The organism is Mycobacterium sp. H4Y, from assembly GCF_000364405.1.
GTDB classification, from domain to species: Bacteria; Actinomycetota; Actinomycetes; order Mycobacteriales; family Mycobacteriaceae; genus Mycobacterium; species Mycobacterium intracellulare.
The window spans coordinates 439,429-464,049 of sequence record NZ_AKIG01000003.1 but is presented as its reverse complement, the minus strand read 5'-3'; the positions used below and the strand labels follow the sequence as shown (position 1 = coordinate 464,049).

At 67.2% G+C, this 24,621-nt stretch carries 27 protein-coding genes; 13 read left to right on the top strand and 14 right to left on the bottom strand.

What is annotated here, in order from left to right; genetic code table 11:
• Positions 1–7: 7 nt before the first annotated feature.
• On the bottom strand, positions 8–166 hold the full coding sequence (locus tag W7U_RS26580; protein ID WP_014710822.1) for a hypothetical protein: 159 nt from the start codon (positions 164–166) through the stop codon (positions 8–10).
• Positions 167–227: 61 nt separating this feature from the next.
• Here W7U_RS26580 and W7U_RS23085 point away from each other — a divergent pair, with 61 nt between their 5' ends.
• Genes W7U_RS23085 through W7U_RS23075 form a run of 3 tightly spaced genes read left to right on the top strand, consistent with a single transcriptional unit; the run spans position 228 to position 2,110 of the window.
• Positions 228–401, top strand: a complete 174-nt coding sequence (locus W7U_RS23085; protein WP_008263222.1) for a CsbD family protein — start codon at positions 228–230, stop codon at positions 399–401.
• Positions 401–1,117: a cutinase family protein gene (locus W7U_RS23080; RefSeq protein ID WP_008263220.1), complete on the top strand. Its 717-nt coding sequence runs from the start codon at positions 401–403 to the stop codon at positions 1,115–1,117. Before W7U_RS23085 ends, W7U_RS23080 begins: the two co-directional genes overlap by 1 nt.
• 6 nt (positions 1,118–1,123) lie before the next feature.
• Positions 1,124–2,110 (top strand): SDR family NAD(P)-dependent oxidoreductase, encoded by a 987-nt coding sequence (locus tag W7U_RS23075; RefSeq protein ID WP_008263218.1) that lies wholly within the window; start codon positions 1,124–1,126, stop codon positions 2,108–2,110.
• A 22-nt stretch (positions 2,111–2,132) separates the two neighbouring features.
• Here the strand turns inward: W7U_RS23075 and W7U_RS23070 are convergent, their stop codons facing one another.
• The gene (locus W7U_RS23070; protein WP_008263216.1) at positions 2,133–2,519 is read right to left on the bottom strand and encodes a PPOX class F420-dependent oxidoreductase; all 387 of its coding nucleotides are present in this window, start codon (positions 2,517–2,519) and stop codon (positions 2,133–2,135) included.
• A 114-nt stretch (positions 2,520–2,633) separates the two neighbouring features.
• Between W7U_RS23070 and W7U_RS23065 the strand changes: the two genes are divergently transcribed.
• Positions 2,634–3,218 (top strand): TetR/AcrR family transcriptional regulator, encoded by a 585-nt coding sequence (locus W7U_RS23065; RefSeq protein ID WP_008263214.1) that lies wholly within the window; start codon positions 2,634–2,636, stop codon positions 3,216–3,218.
• A gap of 6 nt (positions 3,219–3,224) precedes the next feature.
• On the opposite strand, the gene W7U_RS23060 is transcribed toward W7U_RS23065, so the two are convergent.
• On the bottom strand, positions 3,225–4,427 hold the full coding sequence (locus W7U_RS23060; protein ID WP_008263209.1) for a cytochrome P450: 1,203 nt from the start codon (positions 4,425–4,427) through the stop codon (positions 3,225–3,227).
• 123 nt (positions 4,428–4,550) lie between these two features.
• Here W7U_RS23060 and W7U_RS23055 point away from each other — a divergent pair, with 123 nt between their 5' ends.
• Positions 4,551–5,186 (top strand): isochorismatase family cysteine hydrolase, encoded by a 636-nt coding sequence (locus W7U_RS23055; protein WP_008263207.1) that lies wholly within the window; start codon positions 4,551–4,553, stop codon positions 5,184–5,186.
• Here the strand turns inward: W7U_RS23055 and W7U_RS23050 are convergent.
• A complete protein-coding gene (locus W7U_RS23050) occupies positions 5,183–7,174 on the bottom strand; it encodes a glycoside hydrolase family 172 protein (protein WP_008263205.1) in 1,992 nt (663 codons plus the stop codon). The genes W7U_RS23055 and W7U_RS23050 overlap by 4 nt on opposite strands.
• Positions 7,175–7,484: 310 nt before the next feature.
• Between W7U_RS23050 and W7U_RS26950 the strand changes: the two genes are divergently transcribed.
• Positions 7,485–7,607 (top strand): hypothetical protein, encoded by a 123-nt coding sequence (locus W7U_RS26950; RefSeq protein ID WP_255348941.1) that lies wholly within the window; start codon positions 7,485–7,487, stop codon positions 7,605–7,607.
• 599 nt (positions 7,608–8,206) lie between these two features.
• Here W7U_RS26950 and ligD read toward each other — a convergent pair.
• Complete coding sequence (gene ligD / locus W7U_RS23045; RefSeq protein ID WP_008263204.1) at positions 8,207–9,238, bottom strand: non-homologous end-joining DNA ligase; 1,032 nt, start codon at positions 9,236–9,238, stop codon at positions 8,207–8,209.
• A gap of 26 nt (positions 9,239–9,264) precedes the next feature.
• Here ligD and W7U_RS23040 point away from each other — a divergent pair, with 26 nt between their 5' ends.
• Complete coding sequence (locus tag W7U_RS23040; protein ID WP_008263203.1) at positions 9,265–10,335, top strand: ATP-dependent DNA ligase; 1,071 nt, start codon at positions 9,265–9,267, stop codon at positions 10,333–10,335.
• Between the two features lie 220 nt (positions 10,336–10,555).
• On the opposite strand, the gene W7U_RS23035 is transcribed toward W7U_RS23040, so the two are convergent.
• Both W7U_RS23035 and W7U_RS23030 read right to left on the bottom strand, forming a co-directional pair.
• Positions 10,556–11,017 (bottom strand): DUF2834 domain-containing protein, encoded by a 462-nt coding sequence (locus tag W7U_RS23035; RefSeq protein ID WP_008263202.1) that lies wholly within the window; start codon positions 11,015–11,017, stop codon positions 10,556–10,558.
• Between the two features lie 312 nt (positions 11,018–11,329).
• A complete protein-coding gene (locus W7U_RS23030) occupies positions 11,330–12,589 on the bottom strand; it encodes an HNH endonuclease signature motif containing protein (RefSeq protein ID WP_008263201.1) in 1,260 nt (419 codons plus the stop codon).
• Positions 12,590–12,737: 148 nt separating this feature from the next.
• Between W7U_RS23030 and W7U_RS23025 the strand changes: the two genes are divergently transcribed.
• Positions 12,738–13,103, top strand: coding sequence for a hypothetical protein (locus tag W7U_RS23025; RefSeq protein WP_008263200.1), 366 nt, complete (start codon positions 12,738–12,740; stop codon positions 13,101–13,103).
• 16 nt (positions 13,104–13,119) lie between these two features.
• Here the strand turns inward: W7U_RS23025 and W7U_RS23020 are convergent, their stop codons facing one another.
• The 5 genes from W7U_RS23020 to W7U_RS23000 all read right to left on the bottom strand — a co-directional run bounded on the left by W7U_RS23020 (position 13,120) and on the right by W7U_RS23000 (position 18,172).
• Entirely contained in the window at positions 13,120–14,355 is a 1,236-nt protein-coding gene (locus W7U_RS23020) for a cytochrome P450 (RefSeq protein ID WP_008263199.1), read from the bottom strand.
• A gap of 42 nt (positions 14,356–14,397) precedes the next feature.
• Complete coding sequence (locus tag W7U_RS23015) at positions 14,398–15,303, bottom strand: haloalkane dehalogenase (RefSeq protein WP_008263194.1); 906 nt, start codon at positions 15,301–15,303, stop codon at positions 14,398–14,400.
• 1 nt (position 15,304) lies between these two features.
• Complete coding sequence (locus W7U_RS23010) at positions 15,305–15,790, bottom strand: NUDIX domain-containing protein (RefSeq protein WP_008263193.1); 486 nt, start codon at positions 15,788–15,790, stop codon at positions 15,305–15,307.
• A gap of 6 nt (positions 15,791–15,796) precedes the next feature.
• Positions 15,797–17,152, bottom strand: a complete 1,356-nt coding sequence (locus W7U_RS23005) for a wax ester/triacylglycerol synthase family O-acyltransferase (protein WP_008263192.1) — start codon at positions 17,150–17,152, stop codon at positions 15,797–15,799.
• Positions 17,153–17,314: 162 nt separating this feature from the next.
• Positions 17,315–18,172 carry an SDR family oxidoreductase gene (locus W7U_RS23000; RefSeq protein WP_036429882.1) on the bottom strand — a complete coding sequence of 286 codons (858 nt, stop codon included), beginning with the start codon at positions 18,170–18,172 and terminating at the stop codon, positions 17,315–17,317.
• Between the two features lie 114 nt (positions 18,173–18,286).
• On the opposite strand from W7U_RS23000, the gene W7U_RS22995 reads away from it, so the two are divergent.
• The 4 genes from W7U_RS22995 to W7U_RS22980 are packed head-to-tail and all read left to right on the top strand — an operon-like array spanning position 18,287 to position 21,235.
• Positions 18,287–19,372 (top strand): dihydrodipicolinate reductase, encoded by a 1,086-nt coding sequence (locus tag W7U_RS22995; RefSeq protein WP_036429879.1) that lies wholly within the window; start codon positions 18,287–18,289, stop codon positions 19,370–19,372.
• Complete coding sequence (locus tag W7U_RS22990) at positions 19,369–19,860, top strand: VOC family protein (RefSeq protein ID WP_008263189.1); 492 nt, start codon at positions 19,369–19,371, stop codon at positions 19,858–19,860. The genes W7U_RS22995 and W7U_RS22990 overlap by 4 nt, the downstream gene beginning before the upstream one ends.
• A complete protein-coding gene (locus W7U_RS22985; RefSeq protein ID WP_008263187.1) occupies positions 19,857–20,630 on the top strand; it encodes an SDR family NAD(P)-dependent oxidoreductase in 774 nt (257 codons plus the stop codon). The genes W7U_RS22990 and W7U_RS22985 overlap by 4 nt, the downstream gene beginning before the upstream one ends.
• Complete coding sequence (locus W7U_RS22980) at positions 20,627–21,235, top strand: TetR/AcrR family transcriptional regulator (protein WP_008263185.1); 609 nt, start codon at positions 20,627–20,629, stop codon at positions 21,233–21,235. Before W7U_RS22985 ends, W7U_RS22980 begins: the two co-directional genes overlap by 4 nt.
• A 4-nt stretch (positions 21,236–21,239) precedes the next feature.
• On the opposite strand, the gene W7U_RS22975 is transcribed toward W7U_RS22980, so the two are convergent.
• Positions 21,240–22,229: a D-2-hydroxyacid dehydrogenase family protein gene (locus tag W7U_RS22975; RefSeq protein ID WP_008263183.1), complete on the bottom strand. Its 990-nt coding sequence runs from the start codon at positions 22,227–22,229 to the stop codon at positions 21,240–21,242.
• Between the two features lie 54 nt (positions 22,230–22,283).
• Here W7U_RS22975 and W7U_RS22970 point away from each other — a divergent pair, with 54 nt between their 5' ends.
• Positions 22,284–23,162, top strand: coding sequence for a PfkB family carbohydrate kinase (locus W7U_RS22970; RefSeq protein ID WP_008263182.1), 879 nt, complete (start codon positions 22,284–22,286; stop codon positions 23,160–23,162).
• Here the strand turns inward: W7U_RS22970 and W7U_RS22965 are convergent.
• Positions 23,152–24,585 (bottom strand): short-chain fatty acyl-CoA regulator family protein, encoded by a 1,434-nt coding sequence (locus W7U_RS22965; RefSeq protein WP_008263181.1) that lies wholly within the window; start codon positions 24,583–24,585, stop codon positions 23,152–23,154. The genes W7U_RS22970 and W7U_RS22965 overlap by 11 nt on opposite strands.
• Positions 24,586–24,621: the final 36 nt, after the last annotated feature.

Genomic DNA, 24,621 nt, shown 5'->3' with positions numbered 1-24,621 from the left:
GAAGCTATCAGTCGGGTTGTCGCGGGGGCTCGGGATTCTCACCGGGGATTTGATCGGGCGGCGCGTCCCTCAGATAGCGGCGCAGCCGCAGCAGCTGATTGACCACCATGCCGATGCCCAGCAACATCAGGCCCGCCACTACTGCCACCACGATCGCGGTGCTCACAGCGTCCATGATGACAGGGCCGGTGTTTCGATATCTGCTGCTCCCGGGTAGCCAGCACGCCATGAGCGCCGAAGACAAGTTGAAGAATAAGATCGAGGACCTCGGCGGCCGCGCCAAGGAAGCCCTCGGCAAAGCCACGGGCGATGCCCAAACCCGGGACGAAGGGCGGGCCGATCAAGCGAAGTCCGCGTTGAAAGACGCCGGCGAAAAGGTGAAGGACGCGTTCAAAAAGTAATGACAATCCGGAATGTGTTGGCCGTCCGGTCGATGCGCCGCCTGCCGCTGCCCTTGTTGGCAGCGGCAGCCGTATTCGGCTCACCGGTCGCGAGCGCGCCCTCGGCGACGGCCGAACCGTGTCCCGACGTCGAGGTGGTGTTCGCCCGGGGATCCGGCGAGCCGCCCGGCATCGGCGGCATCGGCCGGCCGTTCGTGGACGCGCTGCGCTCGGAGATCGGTGCCAAGTCGCTGACGGTGTATGCGGTGAACTACCCCGCCAGCACCGACTTCGACAATCCCGCGTTCCCGGGGACCGTCATCGACGGAATCCGCGACGCCAGTTCGCACATCGAGTCCATGGTGGCGAGTTGCCCCAACACCCGCGAGGTGCTCGGCGGCTACTCGCAGGGCGCCGCGGTGGCGGGCTACACCACCTCGGCCACCGTGCCGCCGGGCGTTCCCGCTGACAAGGTGCCGCCTCCGATGCCGCCGGCCATCGCGCAACACGTCGCCGCCGTCACGCTGTTTGGCACGCCGACGGGGCAGTTCCTGCAGAAGTACAACGCGCCGCCGCTCACCATCGGGCCGCTGTATGCGCCCAAGACGATCCAACTGTGCGCGCCGGGCGATCCGGTCTGTGCCAGCGGCGGCGACGGGGGCCTGGCCGCCCACACCTCCTACCCGGGAAACGGCATGACCAGCCAGGCCGCCGATTTCGTCGCCGGCCGCCTGTAGGCCGGCATGCGGGTCCTCATCACGGGCGGTACGGGCTTTGTCGGCGGGTGGACCGCCAAGGCCGTTTTCGACGCGGGACACTCGGTGCGGTTCCTGGTCCGCAACCCGGCGAAGCTGCAGACCACCGTCGCGAAGCTGGGTGTGGACACCTCGGACTTCGCCGTCGCCGACATCACCGACCGCGTCGCGGTGCGAGACGCGTTGCAGGGATGCGACGCCGTCGTGCACAGCGCCGCCCTGGTGGCCACGGATCCGCGCCAGACGCCGCAGATGCTCGCCACCAACATGCAGGGCGCCCAGAACGTGCTTGGCCAGTCCGTCGAGCTCGGTCTGGATCCGATCGTGCACGTGTCGAGTTTCACCGCGCTGTTCCGTCCGGACCTGGAGACGCTGACGGCAGACCTGCCAGTGGTGGGCGGGGCCGACGGCTACGGAACGTCCAAGGCGCAGGTCGAGATCTATGCCCGCGGCCTGCAGGATGCGGGCGCGCCGGTCAGCATCACCTATCCGGGGATGGTGCTCGGGCCGCCGGTCGGCGACCAGTTCGGTGAGGCCGGCGAGGGCGTGCGAGCGGCCGTGCAGATGCATGCGATCCCGGGGCGCAGCGCGGCATGGCTGATCGTCGACGTCCGCGACCTGGCCGCCCTGCACGCGGCGTTGCTCGAACCCGGGCGCGGGCCGCGGCGCTACACCGCGGGCGGCCACCGGGTGCCCGCCGCGGACCTCGCGAACCTGCTCGGCCAGGTGGCCGGGACGCCGATGGTGGCGGTCCCGATCCCCGACACCGCGCTGCGGGTGGCCGGGGCGGTGCTTGATCGGGCGAATCGCTTCCTGCCCTTCGAGACCCCGTTCACCTCGGCGGGAATGCAGTACTACACCCAGATGCCGGCGTCCGACGATTCCCCGAGCGAACGAGAACTGGGCATCAACTATCGCGATCCACAGCAGACGGTGGCGGACACGTTCGCGGCGATGCGCGCGGAAAGCGAATAGCCGCAACGCCGTTCAGGGCCGTTCAGGCGGGTGTGATCTCCAGGCCGACGTGCACCTTGTCGATGCCGCCGCGGACGATCGTGTGCGCGTAGAACCACCACGCGTGGTACCAGTACCGCTTGAGGACGGCGTTGTACACGCGCCGCGTCTCGGACTTCGGCAGTACCCGGGCGACGGCCTCGACCTCGTCGCTCTTGGGCTTGCCCAGCGCCGCGCTCTTGGCGATCGTCACCCTGGGCGTGTTGTTGATCCGCTTGGTTTTCCACGAACCGTCGTCGGTGATCACCAACAGCTTGCCGTCGCCGTCGGGCGCCCCCCAGACCGGGGTCGGCTTGGGCCGGCCGTCCTTGGTGAACGTGGTCAACAGCAGGTACTTGGATCGGATGACGTCGCTGAAACTGGGGGCCATGACACCTCCATTGCCCCGTCGCGCCAGTTCCTAATCATGGTCGGCACGACCCTGGGCTAAGCTTTTGGGCGATTGCCCAAAAGGCTACGCATCCCTGCGGGAAAGACGTACACCATGACCGCCCCCCGACGGCCGAAGGCGCGCGACTCCACCACTCGCGACATGCTGATCGACGCGACGATCCAGATCATGGTCGAGGACGGCTACGCCGCGGCCACCTCGCGGCGGGTGGCGAACGAGGCCGGCGTCAAACCCGCGCTGGTCCACTATTACTTCCCCACCATGGACGAGCTATACCTCGACGTCTTCCGGCGCGGGGCCGCCGCCTATCTGGAGCGCCAAAAGCAGGCGCTGGCCTCCGACCGCCCACTGCACGCCTTCTGGCAAACCCTCATCGAGCCGAAGGACACCCGGCTGCTGTTGGAGTTCATGGGGCTGGCCAACCATCGCAAGGACATCGGGGCAGAGATCGCGGCGTGGTCGGAGCGATGGCGCGAAACGCAAACCACCGCACTGAATTTCATCGTCCGCGAACACGGATTGGACCGGGGCGAATTTCCGCCCGCGGGGATCGCGGTCATCATCGCGGCGATCGGCCGCATGCTGATCCTGGAACAGGCGCTCGGCACCACGGCGGGCCATGACGAAGCCGTCGCCCTCGTCAACCGGCTCATCGACCGTTTCGAGTTGCCCTCTTAGCGCCCGTTAAGGCAGCACGACCCGCAGCCGCTCCCAGCCGCGCACCGTGGACGTCGACGCCAATTGTGCGGTGTCGTAGTCGATGTCCCATTCCGGCCAACGGTTGAGGATCTCGTCGAGCGCGACGCGGCCTTCCAGGCGGGCCAGGTTGGCGCCCAGGCAGTAGTGCACGCCCTTGCCGAACGTGATGTGCGAGATGTTGTCGCGGCGGATGTTGTAGGTGTCCGGATCGGTGTAGCGGCGGGGGTCGCGGTTGGCGGCGCCGAACAGCAGCAGCATGGCGCTGCCGGCCGGCACCGTCGTGCCGTAGCACTCGAAATCCCGTGCCATCCAACGGGCGACGTGGGGGCCGGTGGGTTCGAAGCGCAGCGTCTCGTCGACGGTGCGGGTCAACAGGGACCGGTCCCGGTACACCTCGCGGCGCTGATCCGGGTGCTCCGCGAGCACCTTGGCCAGCCAGCCGATCAGCCGGCCGGTCGTCTCGTTACCCGCCCCGGCGACAACCTGGGTGTAATGCAGCACCTCTTTACGGGTCAGCTTGCGGTGCACGCCCTGGTCGTCGTCGAACTCGACGTTGAGCAGCGTCGTCATCAGGTCGTCGGACGGATTCTTCGAACGCCATTCGACGTAGTCGGCGTAGATCCGGCCGTCGGCGATGGAGTCGGCGTTGGCGACCTTCAGGGGGGCGCCGGGCTTGGTGCGCAGGTTGGCGTCGTTGGCGTCGCGCACCGAGACCTGCTCGGATTCCGGGATTCCCAACAGCATCCCGATCACCCGCATCGGCATCATCGATGCCAGCTCGGCGATGATGTCGAATCCCCCGGACCCGACGAGTGGGTCCAGGCACCGAACGCAGTACTGCCGAATCTGGTCCTCGAGGGCGGCCATCCGGCGCGGCGTGAAGACGCGGGACATCAGGCCGCGCAGCCTCGTGTGTTCGGGGGGGTCCTGGAACATCATCACGCCGCCGGGCATCTCGAACTTCGACTGGACCAGCTCGAGGATGTCGCTTCGCTTGTTGGAGAAGGTTTCCCAGTTGGCCAATCCGCGCTCGACGTCGGAATGCCGTGACAGCGCCCAGAAGTCGTACTTTTCGTTGTAGTAGATCGGGGCTTCATCGCGCAGCCGCGCATAGGTCGGATACGGGTCGGCGTTGATGCCCACGTCGTAGGGGTCGTAGTAGACGTCGGTGTCATTGGTGACGGTCATCGATTTCCTCACTTCGGGCAGCCGCGGGCATCCCTGCGCCCGTCGATTTTGGGCGATCGCCCAAAATCGTGGCGCAGGCCATGTCTAGCAGCATCTCCGCGAATCCGTCAAGGTCGCCAAGCCGTGCGCGATGATGATCCGGTGGCATACGACAAGGCGGCGACCGGGCTCCTGGTGATCGACCCCTACAACGACTTCATTTCCCCGGGCGGGAAGGTGTGGGACCGGCTGAAAGGCGTCATCGAAGGCAATGGCTGCGTCACCCACATGCAGCAGGTGCTCGACGCGGCGCGCGGCGCGAACCTCCGCGTCTTTTATGCCCTGCATCGCCGTTACCGGCCGGGCGACTACGAAACGTGGAAGCACATCGCGCCGGTGCAGCGGGCGGCCTGGTCGCGCAAGACGTTCGAATACGGCACCTGGGGCGGCGAGATCCGTCCCGGGTTCGAACCGCAACCCGGTGACGTCGTCGCTCACGAGCACTGGTGTTCCAGCGGTTTCGCCAACACCGATTTGGATCTGCAACTCAAGCGCCACGGCATCGAGCAGGTCATCGTCATGGGCTTGATCGCGCATACCTGCGTGGAGGCGACGGTCCGGTTCGCCGCCGAGCTCGGCTACGACGTCACCGTGGTCCGCGACGCCACGGCCGACTATTCGGACACCGAGATGCGCGCCGCCCTCGAGGTCAATCTGCCCAACTACGCCTCGGCCATCGTGACCGCCGACGAGGCCGTCGCCGCGATCGCCGCTCTCTAGGCCGGGCCCGTGAGGGCGTCGACGTGGTAGCGGCTGGCGGTCCAGGGCGGCGAATCCGCCGCGGGCGTGAGGGTGATGGTCAGCTGCGCTTTGCCCGCGGTGACCGACCGCGGCACCAGGTAGGTGTCGTCCAGCCAGCGGTGAAAGGTGTTGCTGCGCGGCTGAAGCCACGTGCCCGCGGGCACGCCGTCCACCGCGACGTCCGCCGATTGGAAGCCGGTCGCCTGGTCCGACGTGCGGCGCAGCAGGACACCGTGGTTGCCCGGATCAACCTGGACATGGAACGTGATCGCGCCCTGGGTGCTGCGGACCGAGCCGACGAGGGGCAGGGTGTCCTCGGTGCCCTCGTATTCGCTGACCAGCAGCTGATCGGTGGCGTCGGCATCGGTGTAGCCGTGCAGGACGCGATCGACGGGGTCGGCGGGGCGGACGTCGTCGCTGCCGGTGAGGACCGCGTCCGGCTGTGTGTAGAGGAATGCCGTTGAGCTGTAGTCGGGTTGGACCATGTTGCGCTTGCCGTGCTCGATGCCGAAGCGGAGCGCGGAGTGATACCCGATCGCGTCGGCGAGCATGATCCGGTAGACGGCGACGCAGTAGTCCGCGCACCCGCCGGTCGCCGTGCGCTGGTCGGGCTGGCCGTTGAGCGGGTCGCTGAAGTGGGTGCCGTCTTTGAAGTACCAGCCACCCTCGTAGAGGTCCTCGGTGCCGGTGCCGTACCACTGCGGGGATGCGGCGCCGTCGGTGTAGACCCGCTCGGCGCCTTCGAGAAAGTAGGGGGCGCCGTCGCTGAACGCCGTTTTGGTCCGCTGGCCCCGTATGGTGTGGCTGACGCCGACGAATTTGCCGTGGCCCTGTTCGTCGGCGAACACCCAGTCCTGGCCCTGGATGGTCGGGCCGGCATGGGCGCGGGCGGTGAAGTAGCCGGCGCGGCCGCTGGCCAGCGCCGCCGCCCATTGCGCGTCGGGCGTCGTCGTGACGTCGCCGGCGATCCCCGGCACCGTGGCGGCGGTGGTGTTGACGAGGGTGACGCGGGTCGAGTTCGCGAAAGGCATTGGCCACCAATCCCACAAGACCAGCGACCCGTCGGGCTGTGGGTCGGCGGCGAACATCAGCGATCGTACGGGGTTGGCGCCGAGTCCCGCGCCGAAGAACTCCCCCAGGGGCGCGTCGACCAAGGTCCGGCCGTCGAATTCGATCCGCAGGCGCAATCCGGCCAGGAGTTGATCCGCCGCGGCGGGCAGCCGCAGCCGCAGCGCCGAGATGCTGCCCGGACCGCTCGCCTCGGCGACGGTTTGTTCGGTCCCGGCGGGAAGATCGATGACCCGATTGCTCTGCGTTGCAGTGCCTGTCGCCGGTTTGGGGTCGGCGGTGCCCGCGGCGCGCAGGGTGTCCAGCACATCGAGCGCGGGATCGGCAGGCGAAAAGGTAGTTATCCCATCGGCATTCGGGAACTGTCGATAGTCGACGTGGTAGTACTCCAGATGGGACGCGACGCTGATCCGCATCGACCGCCGATAGGGCATCGGCACCTTGATATAGACCCCGCCCGGCGACTGGGCGGCGTTGGCCACCAGCGGCCACGCAAACGGGGCGCCCAGTTCGCCGTCGACCAGCGCTTGCAGCGGTGTGTCCACGACGGTCTGCCCATCCAGCTCGATGCGGATGTGCCCGATGGCACGCACATTGCCCCCGTCACGGGTAAACCAGATCGAATCAACTTCCCCGGCACCGTGATCCTCCGCGATGACGCAGCCCGCGCCGCCCGGCGCCAAACACCCGCCGGTGCCGTTGCGGTTACCGGTCGAAATGTCGAAATCGCCGCCGCTGCGATCGAAACTCGACACCTGCAAGGTCTGCGATTCGGCGTCCAGATAGGGCAGCCGATCCAACCGGCGGTAGGTGTCCCAGCCGACCGTCTTCTCGCCGAGACCGGCGGCCGGCGGCTCGGCCGCTGCGGGCGCGATGACGCAGGCGGCGGCCCACAGCATCAGCGCGCAGGCCGCAGTCCACGCCCGAGAAGCCACCGGCATAACAACGGAGCTTACTTTTCTTCGGGCCTGATGCCGTCTCCGCCCCTGCCGCACGAAACACCTTCGCGGTGTTGCCAGTTCGCACCATGCGACCGGCATCGGTGCGGCGGAAACGCGCCATTCCAGTCTAAAAATTGGCCCGCCGCGATGGACTTCAATCAGTTGACGTAAATCGACGCTATTTCACTGAATCCCATGGCATTCCGCATTGTACTCACGTACTATAACGCTTCTCGGGCGTAAGAATTCTCCTACGAAGGGAGTGGTTATGTCTGGATTGAAATACAAGGTTGTTCTCGGCCTTCTCCTCACCTTCACCGCACTGACGGCCTCGGGTTGCACCCTGCCCCTTACTGTCGACTGCTCACCGGTCGCCACCTGCACGTTGTAGGGCCGAACTTCGGCCATCAGGTGCTTCCGCCGTTGGCACCCATTACCAGGTAGGGCCCATTTGTACTTACCAATGCGGCGTTAATGGCATTGGGTGCCAGTTACTCGCACAGCCGAAGCCGATACATCCCCTCGTATATCGGACGACGCCGTGACAATGCTAACGCGGTCGTGCGGCGTGAAGTCGTTGGGCACCAACGGTTTACATCGATCGCTGGGGCCCGCTCCGGTCACTTTGAGCATGACCGACACCTCAGCGACGCGATGGCGTGCGCATCCTTCGGGCCGTGCGCACGCTCTTCGCGAATTTCTTGCTGAGCCTGTGCGGGTTCGGGGTAAACTGATCGCCTGAGCGAAAGAGCGCTGAAAGCGGTCAGCCCCGAAACCCTGGCAGTTCGGGTAGAGAAATTCGTGTGACTGGGGCCTGTATCGCCTAAACCACTGGGGCGCAAAAGCTCCTGTCCAACCATTGCCGGCGAGTGATACCGTTTGAGATGCTCGCATGGTCCGGTGGTTCGTCTATACGAGAGGGGTAAGCGCGGGCCCAGCGTGACCCGGGTAGCCCATCGCCCTCCGACTGACCCCGTAATGGATTTCGGGCTACTTCTTCCCGTTCCTGCGATCCGTATCCCGGCTGGGCTGAACGCGTTTGGGCTCCCCGGGCATCTTCGGATAGTTCGGCGGATACGGCATGTCACCCAAGCCACGCTCTTCGTCGGCCTCGGCCATTTGCAGCAGCGACGCGATCGACTGGGCAACATCATCCATTGCGGCCCAAGGGTCTTCCCGGCGCGCGACCAGCTCGGGCACGGTCGCCATGGTGTAGTCGTCCGGCTCGGCACCGGCCAATTCGTCCCAAGTCAGCGGCATCGACACCGTCGCGATCGGCGTGCGTCGCACCGAATAGGCCGACGCCATGGTCCGGTCCCGGGCGTTCTGGTTGAAGTCGACGAAGATGCGCTCGCCCCGTTCTTCCTTCCACCATGCGGTGGTGACGGCGTCGGGCGCACGGCGCTCCACTTCACGGGCCAGCGCGATGCCCGCGCGGCGCACCTCGACGAAATCCCAGTCGGTGGCGATCCGCAGGAAGACGTGGATCCCGCGACCCCCGGATGTCTTCGGGTAGCCGACCAGACCGAGCTCGTCGAGCAGCGGCCGCAACACGTCGACCGCGACGGTACGCGCCTGTTCGAAGGCGACGCCGGGCTGGGGATCCAGATCGATGCGCAGCTCGTCGGGGTGGTCGGTGTCGGGGCAGCGCACCTGCCACGGGTGCAGGGTGATCGTGCCCATCTGCGCCGCCCACACGATCGCGGCGGGATGGGTGACCTTCAGCGCGTCGGCGGTCCGCCCCGACGGGAACGTCACCTGGCACGTCTCCAAGTAGTCCGGATGGTGCTGCGGGATCCGCTTCTGATAGATCTCCTCGCCGTCGATGCCGTCCGGGAACCGCTGCAGGTGGCTGGGCCGGTCGCGCAGCGTGTCGAGCATCGGGCCGCCGGCGACGGCGCGGTAGTACTCGACCAGGTGCCGCTTGGTGCCCCGCGATCCCAGCTTGGGGAAATACACCTTGTCGGGATTGGTCAGGCGGACCGCGACACCGTCGACGTCGACCTCTTCTGCAGCAGCCATACCACCGATTCCAGCACAATCAGGCTATGGACCTCCCTGTCATGCCGCCGGTGTCGCCGATGCTGGCCAAGTCGGTTCGCGCTATCCCGCCCCACGCGTCGTACGAGCCCAAGTGGGACGGATTCAGGTCGATCTGTTTCCGTGACGGCGACGACGTCGAGCTCGGCAGCCGCAACGAGCGGCCGATGACCCGCTACTTTCCGGAGTTGGTCGCCGCGGTCAGGGCCGAGCTGCCGGAGCGCTGCGTGATCGACGGGGAGATCGTCATCGCCACCGACCACGGCCTGGACTTCGAGGCGCTGCAGCAACGCATTCACCCGGCCGACTCGCGGGTGCGAATGCTCGCCGAGGCGACGCCCGCGTCCTTCATCGCGTTCGACCTGCTGGCGCTCGGCGGCGACGACTACACCCGGCGGCCGTTCAGTGAGCGGCGGGCGGCCCTCGTCGATGCGGTGGGCGGATCGGGTCGCTCGATCCATGTCACGCCGGCGACGACCGATCTGGGCACCGCGCAGCGATGGTTCGACGAGTTCGAGGGCGCCGGCCTCGATGGCGTGATCGCCAAGCCCCTGGACGTCACCTACCAGCCGGACAAGCGGGTGATGTTCAAGATCAAGCACGAACGGACCGCGGACTGTGTGGTCGCCGGCTATCGGGTCCACAAGTCCGGCGCCGACGCGATCGGGTCGCTGCTGCTGGGGCTCTACCAGGACGACGGGCAGCTGGCCTCGGTCGGCGTCATCGGCGCCTTCCCGATGGCCGAGCGGCGCCGCCTGTTCGCCGAACTGCAGCCGCTCGTCACCGACTTCGCGGACCATCCGTGGAACTGGGCCGCCCACGAGGCCGGCGAGCGAACGCCCCGCAAAAACGAATACTCGCGGTGGAACGCCGGCAAGGACCTCTCGTTCGTGCCGCTGCGGCCCGAGCGCGTGGTCGAGGTCCGCTACGACCACATGGAGGGTCGGCGCTTTCGTCATACCGCGCAGTTCAATCGGTGGCGTCCGGACCGCGACCCGCGCTCGTGCACCTACGAACAGCTGGAACAGCCGGTGACGTTCAGCCTCGGCGAGATCGTGCCGGGCCTCGGCCCGGGCTGAAAGGGAGGGTTTCTTCCGCGACGCTGCGGCCATCACGACCCGCGATTACCGCGGATCTGAAACGCCTTGCGGCACTGGTTAGTTTGCCTCCCCCGGGCATACCTTCGGACACAAGAGCCAAGTGCCCGGGCGGCTGTTCAACGTCAGTTTGGGGTCAGATCCACACCGTGGTGCCGTCAGACCACTGTCGGTCGTACAAGTGAAAGGTCGCGTTAAGTGGTCACCCCATGTCGATCCTGATAGTCAGGGCCAGGGTCAAGACGGCGACAACCGCGAGCAGAATTGTGTCCGTCCTGCCAAGGCGTGGCACGTCGGCTGTGCGCAGGCGCAATTCGCGCGCGATCAGGAAGAGCGGGAACATCACGCTGACGGCGATGAAGAACGATCCCACAATGTACAGCCAGACGAATCGCAGGTTGTATTTCCTGGCTTCGATCACCATCAGAATGACGGCACTCAGGGCCAGCATCAGGGCGTCGGCTGTGATATTGCGCGAGGCCGCAGTCGTTTTGGTGTCGCGCCAGAAATTAACGAAAAAGTCGGTCGGGCTGTGAACGTACGTGATTGTCTGGCTCCACGTCGCGATGAGCGCGGCGACCGCGATAGCGCCGTAGACGATGCAAAGAATTTTGCGGGACGTAGGGACCGATGATGCTTGGTCCGCTCGGTCGGTTGTAGTCATGCCTCAAGGTAGAACGAACCAAACGGGCGATGGCACAAAATGGCCCATTCACTCGTAGCCCGGAGCCTGCGTTGCCAATGGTGTATGCGGCGCAAGGCAATCGACTCGGCAAAGAAGACTTCGCTCTAGCACGGCGGACATTGCCGATATGCCGATGGTGGCCTTGTCCAAGGGCGTGGTTAACGCTCCATGCCAATTCGGTGATCCTGTCCAAAACACCGGGCTTGATTCGCATTGGTGCGCGCGTCGGCGTGGTCGCGAACGAACGAATCCGTTGATGCCCCAATCCCGTAGGAGGATTGATTCCGCCAGCTAGTTGGTTGTCGGTGGTGGTTGGGGTTGGAAGGGGTCATACCACCACCAGTCGGCCCGCTCACCGGTAGGTCCCGGACACGGTGGCACCGCGGGCGGGGGTCGGGTGGGTGGGTGCGCGAGTGAGCCCGGGCTCAGGATTTGGCCGGCCTCGTCGGTGACGGTCAGGCCGTCGGCGGGTCCGGTGAGGGTGATGGCGCCCCGGTGATGCAACCGGTGGTGATAGGGGCAGACCAGCACCAGAGGTTTGGCCAACTCGGTGGGGCCACCGCCTTCCCAATGCCACACGTGATGGGCATGCAGACCACGGGTGGCCCCACAACCGGGCACCACGCACGCGCGGTCGCGGTGCTCCAGGGCGCGGCGCAGCCGTCGGTTGATCACCCGGGCGGTCCGGCCCGCCCCCATGGGCTGTCCGTGGCGTTCGAACCACACCTCACAGGTGGCATCACAGGTCAACAAGCGGCGCTCGGCATCCGAGAGCAGCGGACCCAGATGCAGCGCCGCCACGCGCCGTTCGATGTCGAGGTGGGCCACCACGGTGGTGTGCTGCCCATGCGGGCGGCGGGTGGCCTCGGCGTCCCAGCCCGCCTCGACCAGGCGCATGAACGCATCGGCGGTGCTCGGCAATGGGGGCCGCTGGTCTGACGCACCCTGGCCCTCGTCGTGGTCGTGTTTCCACTCGGCGATCAGCGCATCACGATGAGACGCCAACGCGGCGTCGAACTTCGCCGCGTCGTGGTGGGGAAGTGTGATCCGATAGCAGCTGCCCGCCTCGTCGGAGGCCTTGGTCAGCGAGCGCTCGGGCCCCGACCACGGCCGCGGTTGGGGTGCAGGTCGCGGTTCGAGCTTGACCGCGGTGCGCAACTGGTTGACCGTGGCGACCGCGGCCAGCTGCGCATAATGCGCATCGGATCCCTGGCCCGCGCGGGCGGCGATCACCCCGACCTGATCGGCCGACAAGCGACCCTCCCGCATGCCCGCCGCGCAACGGGGAAACTCCGTCAGCCGGCCCGCGATGGTGCTGATCGTGTGGGCATTGCCCGACGAACAGCCCAGCTTCCAGGCCACCAACGCCGGCACCGAGCGCGCCCCGGTCACACCCCACAACCCGTCACGATCAATCTCAGCCACGATCTGCACGATGCGCCCATCGATCGCATTGCGCTGACCCGCCAACTCCGCCAACTCCTCGAACAACACCTCAAGACGGTCACTGGCAGTCACTACCACGGCCTCAGCAGATGCGATCGAAGACATAACGCCATCATCGCCACCGCCACCGACAAAACCGGCCGACCAAACCGCGCCGATGTCGGCCCAAAAGCAAACCTGTGGACGAACTTCCAACTGTGGATAACTTCCAGATCGGCCGTTTAACGCCCGCCGAAGCGGGCACGCGGCCCGTATGTCAGTCACAGCGTTTCAAGACCTGCCGTTGGCCGACCGCGACCGGAAATGGGACGGTGGCGCCGCGGAAAAACGGGTCCGCAAGTGGGCCGGCGCCGAGGACGCCCCGAACCAGAAGTACCGCGACGCCCACGTCTGGTACGACGGCGACAACAAGGACAATTTCACCGGATACAAGCTACTGATCGCCGACGTCATCGGAGGAACCCTCAAGGCGGTGCCGCGCGGGTTGATGGCCGCCGGCGCGATCATGGACGGCGCGCGCGGCGGCATCGACGTGCCGCACTCCGATGTCGATCGGGTCAAAAGCCACCTGGCGAAGTACTACAGGAAGATGGACGAAAGCCCTCCCTGGGAGCGCTGAACCCTGGGAGCGCCGATCAGATCGCGAGCGTCAGCTGCGACAGTCCGCGCAGCGTGACGTTGGTCTTGTACTGCGGTTCGCCGTCCAACCGTGCGTTCGGGAAACGCGCGGCGACCGCCGCCAGCGCCACGCTGGCCTCCAGCCGGGCCAGCGGCGCACCCAGGCAGTAATGCGCCCCGCGGCCGAATCCCAAGTGCCGCAGGTTCTTCCGATCCGGATCGAACACATCGGGCCGGTCGTATTCGGCGGGGTCACGGTTGGCGCCGGCGAGCAGCAGCATCATGACATCACCCGCGGGCACCTCGACTCCCCCAATCACCATGTCGGCGAGCGCAATTCGACCGGCCAGCTGTACGGGCGGGTCGTAGCGCAGGGTCTCCTCCACGATCGCGGGCGCTCGGTCGGCGTCGGCGCCCAGGGCTGCCCACTGACCTGGGTTGCGCAGCATGGCCAACACGGCGTTCCCGATGAGGTTCACCGTGGTCTCGTGACCCGCGATGAGCAGCAGGTTGCAGGTCGAGACGATCTCTTCCTCGGTCAGTTGATCCCCCGACTCCTCCACGGCGATCAACCCCGACAGCAGGTCCTCACCTGGTCGTGACCGGCGCTTGTCGATCAGGCCGTGGAAGTAATCACGCAGCCACGTACCGGCCTGTTGTCGCTCATTGGCGACTTCCGCCGGCACGCCGGTGATCGTCGAAAACGGGTCCAGCGCCTGGGCGAGCAACGCCGACGCGCGGCTGAACTGCGGCTCGTCCTCGAGGGGCACACCGAGCAACCGGCAGATGACCGCGACCGGCAGGGGATAGGCGAAATCCTCGACGACTTCGAAGTGGCCCTTCTCGGCGACCCGGTCGAGCAATCCGTCGACCAGCGAGCCGATGTCGGGTTGCAGCGCGCTCACCACCCTCGGCGCGAACGCCTTGCTGACCAGCTTGCGCAGCCGGGTGTGATCGGGCGGGTCGAGGAACAAGAATCCCGGCGGGCCCTGCCTGGGCGGTGCGGTGCCGGCCTCGGCCTGCTGCTTCGCGACCGTCGAGTTGGCGTTCTCGCTGCTCGACGACGGGTGCCGCAACACCTCGTCGCAGTCGCGGTAGCTCAAGAAGACCGCCAGGTTGGCGTCGGGCAGCTGCAACGGCCCGCGGTCGCGGAACTGCGCGCACAGCCGATACGGGTCGGCCCGGTTGGCGGGGTCCAGCAGCTGCAGCAATAGCCCCTGGGATTCGGTGGCTTCGGTGGGCGCGGTCGTCATCCTGACATTGTGCCCGCACCCGATCCGCCGGGCCGCGCCCGTTCAGCGGCGCAGGAACGCCACAATATGGCGGGCCAGTTCTTCGCCGGCGTCCTCCTGCAGGAAATGTCCGGCGCCGCGGATCACCGGGTGGGCGATCCCCTGCGCGCCGCGCATCTCGCGCTGAAAGATCGCGGCCATCGGCCCGGTGATGGGGTCGCTGTCACTGAAGGCGACCAGCATCGGCGTCGGACTCACCGACAGCTTGGCCCACGCGGCCTTGTTGGCCGCCGCGGCGGGATCGTCCGGAGAGGTGGGCACCAGCCCGGGCATGGCCCGCGGGCCGATGCAGTACTCGTCAGCGGGAAACGGCGCGTCGTAGCCCGCGCGTTCGGCATCGCTCATCGGCCGGCGACAGCCGCCCTGCACAAACGCGCCGATGTCGAGCGCCGGCGCCGAGGTGATGGCCTCCCGGAAGCGCCACCAGATGTCGGCCATCGGCTGGTCCCCGTTCGGGAGCCCGGTGTTGGCGACGACGATCCGGGCAAACCGCTCGGGATGCTCTGCGGCGAGCCGCAATCCGATCAGCCCGCCCCAGTCCTGACCGACCAGGGTGACGTTGCGGAGGTCGAGGACATCGAACGCCAGCGCGCGCATCCATTCGACGTGGCGCGCATAGCTGTGGTCGTCGAGCTGGGTCGGCTTGTCCGAACGGCCGAAGCCCACCAGGTCCGGGCAGACGACGCGGTGACCGTCGGCCACCAGTATCGGAATCATCTTGCGGTACAGGTACGACCACGACGGCTCGCCGTGCAGCATGAGAACCGGATCCGCATCTCCTGGTCCGTCTTCGATCCAGGCGACGCGCAGCGCACCGCCGTCATCGTCGGGCAGTTCGCAATACCTTGGCGCATAGGGGAAATCAGGAATCTCGTCGAACCGGTCGTCGGGTGTGCGCAGCGTCTGCATGTCAGGTCCCTTCGGATAGTCCGGCCACAGCAGGATCCGCCATCAAGCGGTCGAGAAAACCGTGCTGGCCCTTCAGCAGCTTGGTGCGCGCCGCCCCCACCGCAAACCAGCCCACCCGATCGACCTCGGGAAACTCCCGCAGCGTGCCCGACCCCTTTGGCCACTCCAGTTCGAACGTGTTGCTGCGCGCGTCGGTGATGTCGAGGTCGCTGTGCACGGCGAAGGCGGTCACCACCTTGGCGCCGGATTGTTTCAGCTGACCGAGGTCGACACGCGGCCCGGCCGGCACCGGCAACCCCAGCTCCTCGGCGAACTCGCGCTGCGCGGCCGCCCAGGGATCCTCCCCGTCGGCGTACTCGCCTTTCGGGATCGACCACGCGCCGTCGTCCTTGCGGGCCCAGAACGGCCCACCCGGGTGCGCGAGCAAGACCTCGACGACGCCGTCGCAGGTCCGGTACAACATCACACCCGCGCTCAGCTTTGCCATCGACTTCTATTCTCCCACAGCGCGTTCCAGATCCTTGAGCGAGGATTCCAGATGCGCGAGCAGGCGCTGCAGGTGCGGCACGCTGCGCCGGCACCCCACCAGACCGAAGTCCAGATTGCCGGCGTTGCTGGCCAGGGTGATGTTCAGCGCCTGGCCGTCCAGCGCGATGGACAGCGGATAGTTGCCGTCGAGCCGCGCTCCCCCGTAGTAGATCGGCTGCGTGGGCCCCGGCACGTTCGAAATGATGATGTTGAAAGGCGGCGACGTCGACGCCACCCAGCCCGGCACCGCCGCCAACGCCAGCGCCGACGTGTTGACGGCGGACAGCGCCAGCGCCTGAAGCCGCGGCAACTGCGAGAAGACCTTCTTGTTGCTGCACATCGAATCGCTGATGGTCAGCAGACGCTGCGCGGGATCGTCGGTGTCGGTCGCGAGGTTGCACAGGATGGCTCCGACCATGTTGCCACCGGCGTCGGCCTCTTCCTCGGTGCGCAGGCTCACCGGGACCATCGCGATCAGCGGCGTGTCCGGCAGCGCGTTCTGCTCGAGCAGGTAATAGCGCAGGGCCCCCGAACACATCGCCAAGACGACGTCGTTCACCGTGACGCCGGCGGCCCGCTTCACGCTTTTGATGCGGTCCAGCGACCAGGACTGCGCGGCGCAGCGGCGAGCGCCGCCGATCTTGACGTTCAGCATGGTCTTCGGCGCGCCGAACGGCAACGTCAGCTGCTGCTCGAGTAGCGCGGCGCGCGCCAGTCCTACCGTCGAGGGAGCAAGTGCCGCAACGGATCCCGCCGCACGGGCCAATGAACCCAAGCGAGACGACGGGCTGGATCTGCGCTTGGGTTTGCTCAGGCTCCACGGGGCGCGGATCTCGGGGTCGTCGGGGTCGGTGGACAGCGCGCGCTGCATCAGCTTCTGCGCGGAGACGCCGTCGATCAGTGCATGGTGCACCTTGGTGTAGATGGCGAACCGGCCGTCCTTGAGGCCTTCGACGATGTGCGTCTCCCACAACGGGCGATGACGGTCCAGCAGGGTGCTGTGCCACCGCGACGTCAGCTCGAGCAGCTCGCGGACCCGTTTGGGTGACGGCAGCGCCGAACGCCGGACGTGATAGTCGACATCGATGTCGTCGTCATACGACCACCCCAGGTTCGCGATGCCGCCGACGAACTTCGCGGGATGCTTGCGAAACGTGGGTTGGAACTCCCGCTGAGCGGTCAGTTGCTTGTGCAGCTCACGGGCGAAGCCGCGCCCGGCACCCGGCGGGGGCTCGAACAACTGCAAGCCTCCGACGTGCATGGGATGTTCGCGAGACTCTCCCAGGAGAAAGATCGCGTCGGTGGGCATCATCAGTTCCATCCACCCATTAGACCGCGACTGACGCCGCTGTGTGCATGTCTGCCCAGATCGGCGACGAGCCGATTCGCCGCCGGTCGGTCGCGGTGACCGCGAACGCGGCAGTGGGGCGGACGGTGATCGGGCGAGTCCCGTTGTCCCAGAAGGGTTCCAGCTACCAGCCGGTCACAACAAGTCGGTGATCGTCTTCAGCCCCGCGTCATAGAGCACACCGGGCAGCATCCCGCCGTCACATTCGATGGTGGTGCCGTTGACGAAGTCGGCCTGCCCGCCCGCGAGGAACACGCACACCCGCCCCACCTCCGCGGGCTCGCCGGCGCGGCGCAGCGGAACGGCGGCGAAGTACCTCTCGCCGGTCGGATCGTCCTTGGGCAGCACAAACGACCGGAAGTTTTCCGTCATCGTCGGGCCCAACGCCACGCAGTTGACGCGGACCTTCGGCCCCCACTCCTCGGCCAGGGATCGGGTGAGGTGGTTGAGGCCGCTTTTGGCCGCGCCGTAGGAGACCAGCGTCGGCGATCCCGCCGGATGTCCCGCGCCGCTGGAGATGTTGATGATGCAACCGACGCCGTCCTGGGTCTGCATCTGCCGATAGGCGCGGATGGCGAACCACAGCGGGCTGATCAGGTTCATCTGCACCGCGAACGCATGGAACAGGGCGGTGCGCGCGTACTCGTCGTCGCTGGCGGGCGCGCCCTGAATGCGTTGCACCAGTTCGGGAATGCTCTCGACGTGCGGCGCCGGAACGGTGCCGCCGGCGTTGTTCACCAGGATGTCGACCCGGCCGTGGGCGGCCACGACGTCCGCGACGAACGAGTCGATCGACCGATAGTCACCCTGATCGCAGACCTCCTGGAAAGCGCGCGGCGCCCAGTCTTTTTCGATGCCGGGGAGGCCATCGAGCGGCGAACGCGAGCAGCCGATGACCGTCGCGCCCGCCCGCAGCAGCTCGTGGGCGATGCCGACGCCCACGCCGCGGCTGGTGCCGGTCACGATCGCGATCTTCCCGTCGAGGACGCTCATCAACAGACCCTTCCCGAAGTAGGCGATCATTGACAGTCACTGTCAGCAAGTCATAGCCTGCCATTTTGTTCGCCGATGTGTAAAGGTCGCGCACCGCAGTCCGGGAGGTCAATGATGAGTAGCCCGTCCAAACTTCGTGTCATCCAGTGGGCGACCGGCGGTGTGGGTAAGGCGGCGATCCAGTGCGTCCTCAATCACCCACAGCTGGAACTCGTCGGGTGCTGGGTGCATAGCGCGGACAAGAACGGTGTCGACGTCGGGCGGATCATCGGCACCCAGGATCTCGGTGTCACGGCCACCACCAGCGCCGACGAGGTGCTGGCGCTGGACGCCGACTGCGTCATGTACAGCCCGCTGATCCCGAACGACGACGAGGTCATCGCGATTCTGCGGTCCGGCAAGAACGTCGTCACACCGGTCGGCTGGGTCTACCCCGATCCGGACAACCCGCGCCACCGGGCCGTCGCCGACGCTGCGGCGGAAAGCGGTGTCACGCTGCATGGTTCGGGGATCCACCCCGGGGGCATCACGGAGCGATTCCCGCTCATGGTGTCCTCGTTGTCGTCGGCGATCACGCACGTGCGCGCCGAGGAGTTCTCCGACATCCGCACCTACAACGCACCCGACGTGGTCCGCCACATCATGGGATTCGGCGGCACGCCCGAGGAGGCCACCCAGGGGCCGATGGCCGGACTGCTCGACGGGGGCTTCAAGCAGTCGGTGCGGATGATCGCCGATCACATGGGTTTTCGCATCGACCCCAACATCAGGACCATCCAAGATGTCGCGGTGGCGACCGCGGAGATCGACTACGACCCCTTCCCGATCGCCGTCGGCACCGTGGCGGCGCGCCGCTTCCGCTGGCAAGCGCTGGTCGATGGCGAGCCGGTCATCACCGCGGCGGTCAACTGGCTGATGGGCGAGGAAAACCTCGATCCCGCCTGGGATTTCGGTGGGCGCGGCGAACGCTTCGAGGTCGACATCACCGGCGACCCCGACGTGAGCCTCACCTTCAAGGGGCTGCAGCCGGAGACGATCGCCGAAGGGCTGATCAAGAATCCGGGCGTCGTGGTCACCGCCAACCACTGCATCAACGCCGTTCCCGACGTCTGCGCCGCCGAACCGGGCATCAAGACCTACCTCGATCTGCCGTTGTTCGCCGGCCGCCCGGCCCCGAATCTCGCGGCGGGCAGGCCATGACCCTCGAGGACGTGTCGTTCTGTCACCTCGTCGTCGGCGTCACCGACATGGACCGCGCACTGGCGTTCTACCGCGACGTCCTGGGCATGGACGTGGTCTTCGAAACGCTCATCTCCGGAGAGCCTTTCGATGCGGTGTTGCACGCGACCCGCAAGCAGGAGGGGCGGGTCGTCGGCGGGCTGCTGGGCGGGTTGATGGTCGAGCTGCTGTCGATCGGCACCAAGCCGACCGAACACAAACCACGACGGGGCATCACCGGGATCCATAACGTCTCGCTGTCGGTGCCCGACCTCGACGACACCCATCGCCGCATCGTCTCCGCCGGTTACACCCCCGACCAGGACCCCTTCGAGATCGGCGGTGTCCGAATGTTTTTCGTCAAGGATCCGGACGGGACCCCGGTGGAGTTCATCGAACTGCCCAACGGCGCGCGGAGCACCTACGAACTGCACCGGGGCGTGGCGCTGCAGATGGGACCCGCCGAATGAGCTACAGCCACCCCGATTCGATGCGCGGACACGTCGCGATCGTCACCGGCGCCGCCCAGGGCGTCGGCAAGGGCGTGGCCACCGCGTTGCTCGAACGCGGCGCGGCGGTGCTGCTGGTCGACATCCAGGAGGAAGCCCTCGAGGCGACCACCACCGAACTCAGGGCGATCGGACGGGTCGAACGGCTCGTCGCCGACCTGCGCGACCCCGACAGTGCGCCGCGGATCGCGGCCGCCGCGATCGACGCCTTCGGTGCCGTGCACGGCCTGGTGAACAACGCGATCGCCACCAACGAGCCCAAGGCGTTCGTCGACATCACCACCGAAGACCTCGCGCTCGGCTACGACGTCGGGCCCCGGGCGACCTTCCTGCTCATGCAGGCCGTGCACCCGCTGATGGTCAGGGAGGGCGGCGGGTCGATCGTCAACCTCGGCTCCGGGACGGGTACCGGCGGCGAGCCCAAGTGGGGCGGGTACGCGGCCGCCAAGGAAGGCATCCGCGGGCTGTCCAAGGTCGCGGCGCTCGAATGGGGACGCGACAACATCCGCGTCAACGTCATCTGCCCATTCGCCGAGTCGGACGGCGTCAAGTACTGGAAGTCGTTCGCGCCCAAGGAATACGAGAAGACCGTGGGCCGCGTCCCGATGAAGCGCATCGGCAACGTCCGCACCGACGTGGGCGCGCTGGTGGCGTTCCTGCTCGGCGGTGACGCGACGTTCATCACCGGGCAGACCATCCACGTCGACGGCGGGATCGGCTGCTTCCGGTGACCTCGCCCACCCGACCAGAGTCGCTCCGCGATCGGCAGCGCGCGCAGATCCGCGCCGACATCCGGCGCGCGGCGTTCCGGCTGTTCGTGGAGCGCGGGTATGACGCGGTGACGACGGAGGAAATCGCCACGGCCGCGGGCGTTTCCCCGCGCACCTTCTTCCGCCACGTGCCGGCGAAGGAGGAGCTGCTGCTCGCGCCGGTGCGCTATGGCGGCGCCGCGATCGTCAACCTCCTCGAAGGCCGCCCGGCCGCCGAACCACCCGACATCGCGCTGATCAACGCCATCGTCACCCGCACCCGCTCGTTCGAGCAGGCCGACACCGAGGAATGGCGCGAAGCCCTGCTGGTGGCCCCCGGCCTGCTCGACAAGGTCACGGTGCACCGGCCCGCCGACAAGGACCGGGCGACCAAACTCATCGCCGAACGAATGGGCGTCAACGCCGACGCCGATCTGCGTCCGGGCTTGCTGGTCCAACTGGCCTTCGCGGCGGCGGATTTCGCCTTCCAGCAATGGGTACGACAATCGGGAAAGCCGCGGCCGCTCGACCGCTACGTCACCGAGGCTCTCGACGCGGTCAAAAGCCCGCACTGGAAACGGAAGTGAGCGGTCAGCGTCGGTGCAACACCTCGGGATTGGCGATCCGAACGGGCGTCCCGTCCAGCCATGCCACCACTGACTCCACGGTGTCGGAGTAGAAGGCGCCGAGCATCTCGCGGGTGACGTACCCCAGGTGGGGAGACAGCGTCACATTCGGCAGCCGCCGCAAACGGTGATCGCCGGGCAGCGGTTCGACGTCGTACACGTCCAGCCCGGCACCGGCGATGCGCCCCGACTCCAACGCGGCGAGCAGCGCAGCCTCGTCGACGATCGGACCCCGCGACGTGTTGATCAGGTAGGCGTGCGGCTGCATCAAGGCCAGCTCGGACGCGGCGACCAGCCCCCGGGTGCGCTCCGAGAGCACCACATGGATGGAGACCACGTCGGAGGCAGCGAACAGCTCCGACTTCTGCACGCGCCGGGCCCCCACGCTCGCGGCGGTGTCCGCGGTGAGATTTTGGCTCCACGCGATCACGTCCATGCCGAACGCCTTGGCATACTCGGCCATTCGTTTGCCGACCCTGCCGAGACCGAGCAGGCCGAGCGTCTTGCCCGCCAGCGTGATACCCGCGGCGCTCTGCCAGCCGCCGTCGCGCATGTTGCGATGCTCTTCGGCGAGATTGCGCACCGTCGCGATCATCAGGCCCCACGCGAGTTCCGGCGTCGCATCGCGCATTGCCCTGAATCGGGGGTGCGCGAAATCGGAGTGAGCGACCAGGATCCCGTGCTCGGTGGCGGCGGCCAGGTCCAGGTTCGGCAGGCTCTTGCCGACGATGGTGATCAGTTTCAGGTTCGGCAGCCGCGCGATGAGGGTCGACGGAAACGCCATCCGCTCGCGCAGGGTGCACACCACGTCGAACGGCCGCAGCGCTTCGGCGGCCGCGTCCTCGGAGAGGTGGCGATCGAAAACGGTTACCTCCGAGCGTGTCTGCACGGGTGACCAGTCGGCGACCTGCAATGCCACTCCCGCGTAGTCGTCGAGTACCGCGACCTTGGGCATGGCTCACTCGATCATCGCGTTGCCGTGCCCGTCAAGACCGGGCACTGTGGACCCATGGGCGTTGTCGTGATCGGCCAGATCGCACGCGATCTGGTGCTGCGTACCGATGGGCCGCCGACGACCGACGATTCCACCACGGTCGTGCAGCGCAAGGAGCTGCTGGGCGGCAAGGGCGCCAATCAGGCGGTCGGCCTGGCGCAGCTGGGTGTGCCGGCCGCCCTCATCGCGGTGGCCGGTGACGACGATGCGGGGGCGTCGGTCCTGGCGCAGGCCCAACGGGACGGCATCGACGTCGGCGGCGTCGCGCGTCGCGGCACCACGGCGCTGTTGATCGATGTGGTCCCAAAACCGCCGGAACGCATGCTCCTCGAAGACGTGCCCGAAAGCTCGCTGATCCAAGTCGCCGACCTCGATCGGTCCGTGTTCGACACCGCCGACACCGTTTCCATTCAGCTGCAGCAGCCGCCGGCCACCGCGTTGGAAGCCGCGCAACGCGCTCGGCGGCGGGGTCTGCGCGTCGTGGCCGACGGCGCGCCCGCCGAGCACATTCGGGCCGACCTGCTCGCGGCGGTCGACGTGATCCGCGCCGACGCCACGGAAGCCTCGCTCATCGCGGGCCGGGAGATCGGCACGGCGGCGCAGGCGCGCGAGCTGGCCGACCGCCTGTTGGCCTGCGGTCCGGGACTGGTCGCCCTCGCGGTTCCGAAGGTCGGTGACCTGGTGGCGTGGGACGGTGGCAGCCGGCTCTTCGAATTCGCCGACGTCGACGTGGTGGATCCGACCGGCGCGGGCGACGCGTTCGTGGCCGGGCTGATCGCCGCGCTGCGTGATGGCGCCGCACCACCGGAGGCCGGTGAACTTGCGGCCGCGGCCGCCAGCGCCACCGTTCAGCGCCTCGGCGGCCGGCCCGACCTGACCGCGCTCAAGGCGTGATCGCCGGCGGGTACGGCAGATCGGTGCTGCTGTGGGGGTCGACGTACACCGGGTGGCCGAGGTATGGGAACGCGCGTTGCGGGCACGCGGGCCGGTCGCAGATCTTGCAGCCGGCGCCGATCGGCACGATCGACTCGGCGTCGCCCAAATCGATGCCGACGGAGTAGATCAGCTTCTCCGCGTGCGCGACGTCGCACCCCAGTCCGATGGCGAAACTCTTGTCCGGGCCGAGGTATCGGCTCGGCTCCGTCGTGGTGGTTCGCGCGACCCAGAAGTAGGTGCGCTCGTCGGGCATCTGCGCGACTTGGGTCAGAAACTGGCCGGGCCGCGAGAACGCGTGGTGGACCACCCACAGCGGACAGTTGCCGCCGACGCGTGAGAAGTGAAAAGCGGTGGCGGATTGGCGTTTAGAGATGTTGCCGGCGCTGTCGGTGCGGACGAAGATGAACGGCACGCCCCGCGCGTTCGGGCGCTGCAGGGTGGACAGCCGGTGGCAGATGGTTTCGAATCCCACCTCGAATCGCCGTGCCAGCTGGTCGATGTCGTAGCGGACGTCCTCGGCGGCCTCGAGGAATCTCAGGTAGGGAAGCAGCAGGGCGCCGGCGAAATAGTTGGCCAGCCCGATGCGCGCCACACTGCGGGCGTCGTCGCTGAGCTGGTCGTCGCCGGCGATGATCCCGGTGATCAACTTGGCCTGGGTGAGCAGGGCGATCTGGGTGGCGAGTTGAAAGGCACGCTGGCCCGGATGCAGCCACCGAGCCAGGTACAGGGTTTTCGATTCGGGCGCAAACCGGCGTTTGGAGTTGGGATCCAACACCTGACCGTCGTCGATCACCACCGAGACGCCGAGCTGTTCGGCGAGCAGCTCCGCGAGCTGGCCGTCGAGTCCGCCGATTCGCAAGTGGTTCTTGGTGAACAGCTCTTCGGCCGCGAGATCCAGTTCGCCGATGTAGTTCTTGCGGTCGTAGAAGAAATCGCGAACCTCTTCGAACGGCATCGGCTGCTGGGACAGCGACGACGCGTCCGAGACTTCCGAATTCGCGCGGCTGTGCAGGGCCTCCAGGTCGGCCGTCGTGTCGTGCAGCCGCCTGTGCAGGTTGACCAGGGTCTGACCGATCGCGGGCATGCGGGCGACGAGCTCCTCGACCTGCCCGGCCGTCGCGGGCGCCTCGGCGAGCACCTCCCGCAGGTCGGAGATCAGGCGGGCGTCGGACTCCGGCGCGAAGTACTGGCTCGGCAGGTCGAATCGTTCGGTGAGGGTGAGCAGTACCGGAACGGTGATCGGGCGCTGGTCGTTTTCCAGCTGGTTGACGTAGCTGGTCGACAGCCCCAGGACGCGGGCCAGCGCCACCTGGGTCAGCCCCTGTTCCTCGCGCAATCGCCGTAGCCGCGCGCCGGCGAACGTCTTCGCCACGGAACCCACCGTACGCCCAACTCCTTTCACAAGATTCGCAAACTG

What these genes read in the sequence shown, in the direction of transcription:
- W7U_RS23085 (WP_008263222.1), top strand. Translation starts at nt 228, where the DNA reads ATGAGCGCCGAAGACAAGTTGAAGAATAAGATCGAGGACCTCGGCGGC.
- W7U_RS23080 (WP_008263220.1), top strand. Translation starts at nt 401, where the DNA reads ATGACAATCCGGAATGTGTTGGCCGTCCGGTCGATGCGCCGCCTGCCG.
- W7U_RS23075 (WP_008263218.1), top strand. Translation starts at nt 1,124, where the DNA reads ATGCGGGTCCTCATCACGGGCGGTACGGGCTTTGTCGGCGGGTGGACC.
- W7U_RS23070 (WP_008263216.1), bottom strand. Translation starts at nt 2,519, where the DNA reads ATGGCCCCCAGTTTCAGCGACGTCATCCGATCCAAGTACCTGCTGTTG.
- W7U_RS23065 (WP_008263214.1), top strand. Translation starts at nt 2,634, where the DNA reads ATGACCGCCCCCCGACGGCCGAAGGCGCGCGACTCCACCACTCGCGAC.
- W7U_RS23060 (WP_008263209.1), bottom strand. Translation starts at nt 4,427, where the DNA reads ATGACCGTCACCAATGACACCGACGTCTACTACGACCCCTACGACGTG.
- W7U_RS23050 (WP_008263205.1), bottom strand. Translation starts at nt 7,174, where the DNA reads ATGCTGTGGGCCGCCGCCTGCGTCATCGCGCCCGCAGCGGCCGAGCCG.
- W7U_RS26950 (WP_255348941.1), top strand. Translation starts at nt 7,485, where the DNA reads ATGTCTGGATTGAAATACAAGGTTGTTCTCGGCCTTCTCCTCACCTTC.
- ligD (WP_008263204.1), bottom strand. Translation starts at nt 9,238, where the DNA reads ATGGCTGCTGCAGAAGAGGTCGACGTCGACGGTGTCGCGGTCCGCCTG.
- W7U_RS23040 (WP_008263203.1), top strand. Translation starts at nt 9,265, where the DNA reads ATGGACCTCCCTGTCATGCCGCCGGTGTCGCCGATGCTGGCCAAGTCG.
- W7U_RS23035 (WP_008263202.1), bottom strand. Translation starts at nt 11,017, where the DNA reads ATGACTACAACCGACCGAGCGGACCAAGCATCATCGGTCCCTACGTCC.
- W7U_RS23030 (WP_008263201.1), bottom strand. Translation starts at nt 12,589, where the DNA reads ATGTCTTCGATCGCATCTGCTGAGGCCGTGGTAGTGACTGCCAGTGAC.
- W7U_RS23025 (WP_008263200.1), top strand. Translation starts at nt 12,738, where the DNA reads ATGTCAGTCACAGCGTTTCAAGACCTGCCGTTGGCCGACCGCGACCGG.
- W7U_RS23020 (WP_008263199.1), bottom strand. Translation starts at nt 14,355, where the DNA reads ATGACGACCGCGCCCACCGAAGCCACCGAATCCCAGGGGCTATTGCTG.
- W7U_RS23015 (WP_008263194.1), bottom strand. Translation starts at nt 15,303, where the DNA reads ATGCAGACGCTGCGCACACCCGACGACCGGTTCGACGAGATTCCTGAT.
- W7U_RS23010 (WP_008263193.1), bottom strand. Translation starts at nt 15,790, where the DNA reads ATGGCAAAGCTGAGCGCGGGTGTGATGTTGTACCGGACCTGCGACGGC.
- W7U_RS23005 (WP_008263192.1), bottom strand. Translation starts at nt 17,152, where the DNA reads ATGGAACTGATGATGCCCACCGACGCGATCTTTCTCCTGGGAGAGTCT.
- W7U_RS23000 (WP_036429882.1), bottom strand. Translation starts at nt 18,172, where the DNA reads ATGAGCGTCCTCGACGGGAAGATCGCGATCGTGACCGGCACCAGCCGC.
- W7U_RS22995 (WP_036429879.1), top strand. Translation starts at nt 18,287, where the DNA reads ATGAGTAGCCCGTCCAAACTTCGTGTCATCCAGTGGGCGACCGGCGGT.
- W7U_RS22990 (WP_008263189.1), top strand. Translation starts at nt 19,369, where the DNA reads ATGACCCTCGAGGACGTGTCGTTCTGTCACCTCGTCGTCGGCGTCACC.
- W7U_RS22985 (WP_008263187.1), top strand. Translation starts at nt 19,857, where the DNA reads ATGAGCTACAGCCACCCCGATTCGATGCGCGGACACGTCGCGATCGTC.
- W7U_RS22975 (WP_008263183.1), bottom strand. Translation starts at nt 22,229, where the DNA reads ATGCCCAAGGTCGCGGTACTCGACGACTACGCGGGAGTGGCATTGCAG.
- W7U_RS22970 (WP_008263182.1), top strand. Translation starts at nt 22,284, where the DNA reads ATGGGCGTTGTCGTGATCGGCCAGATCGCACGCGATCTGGTGCTGCGT.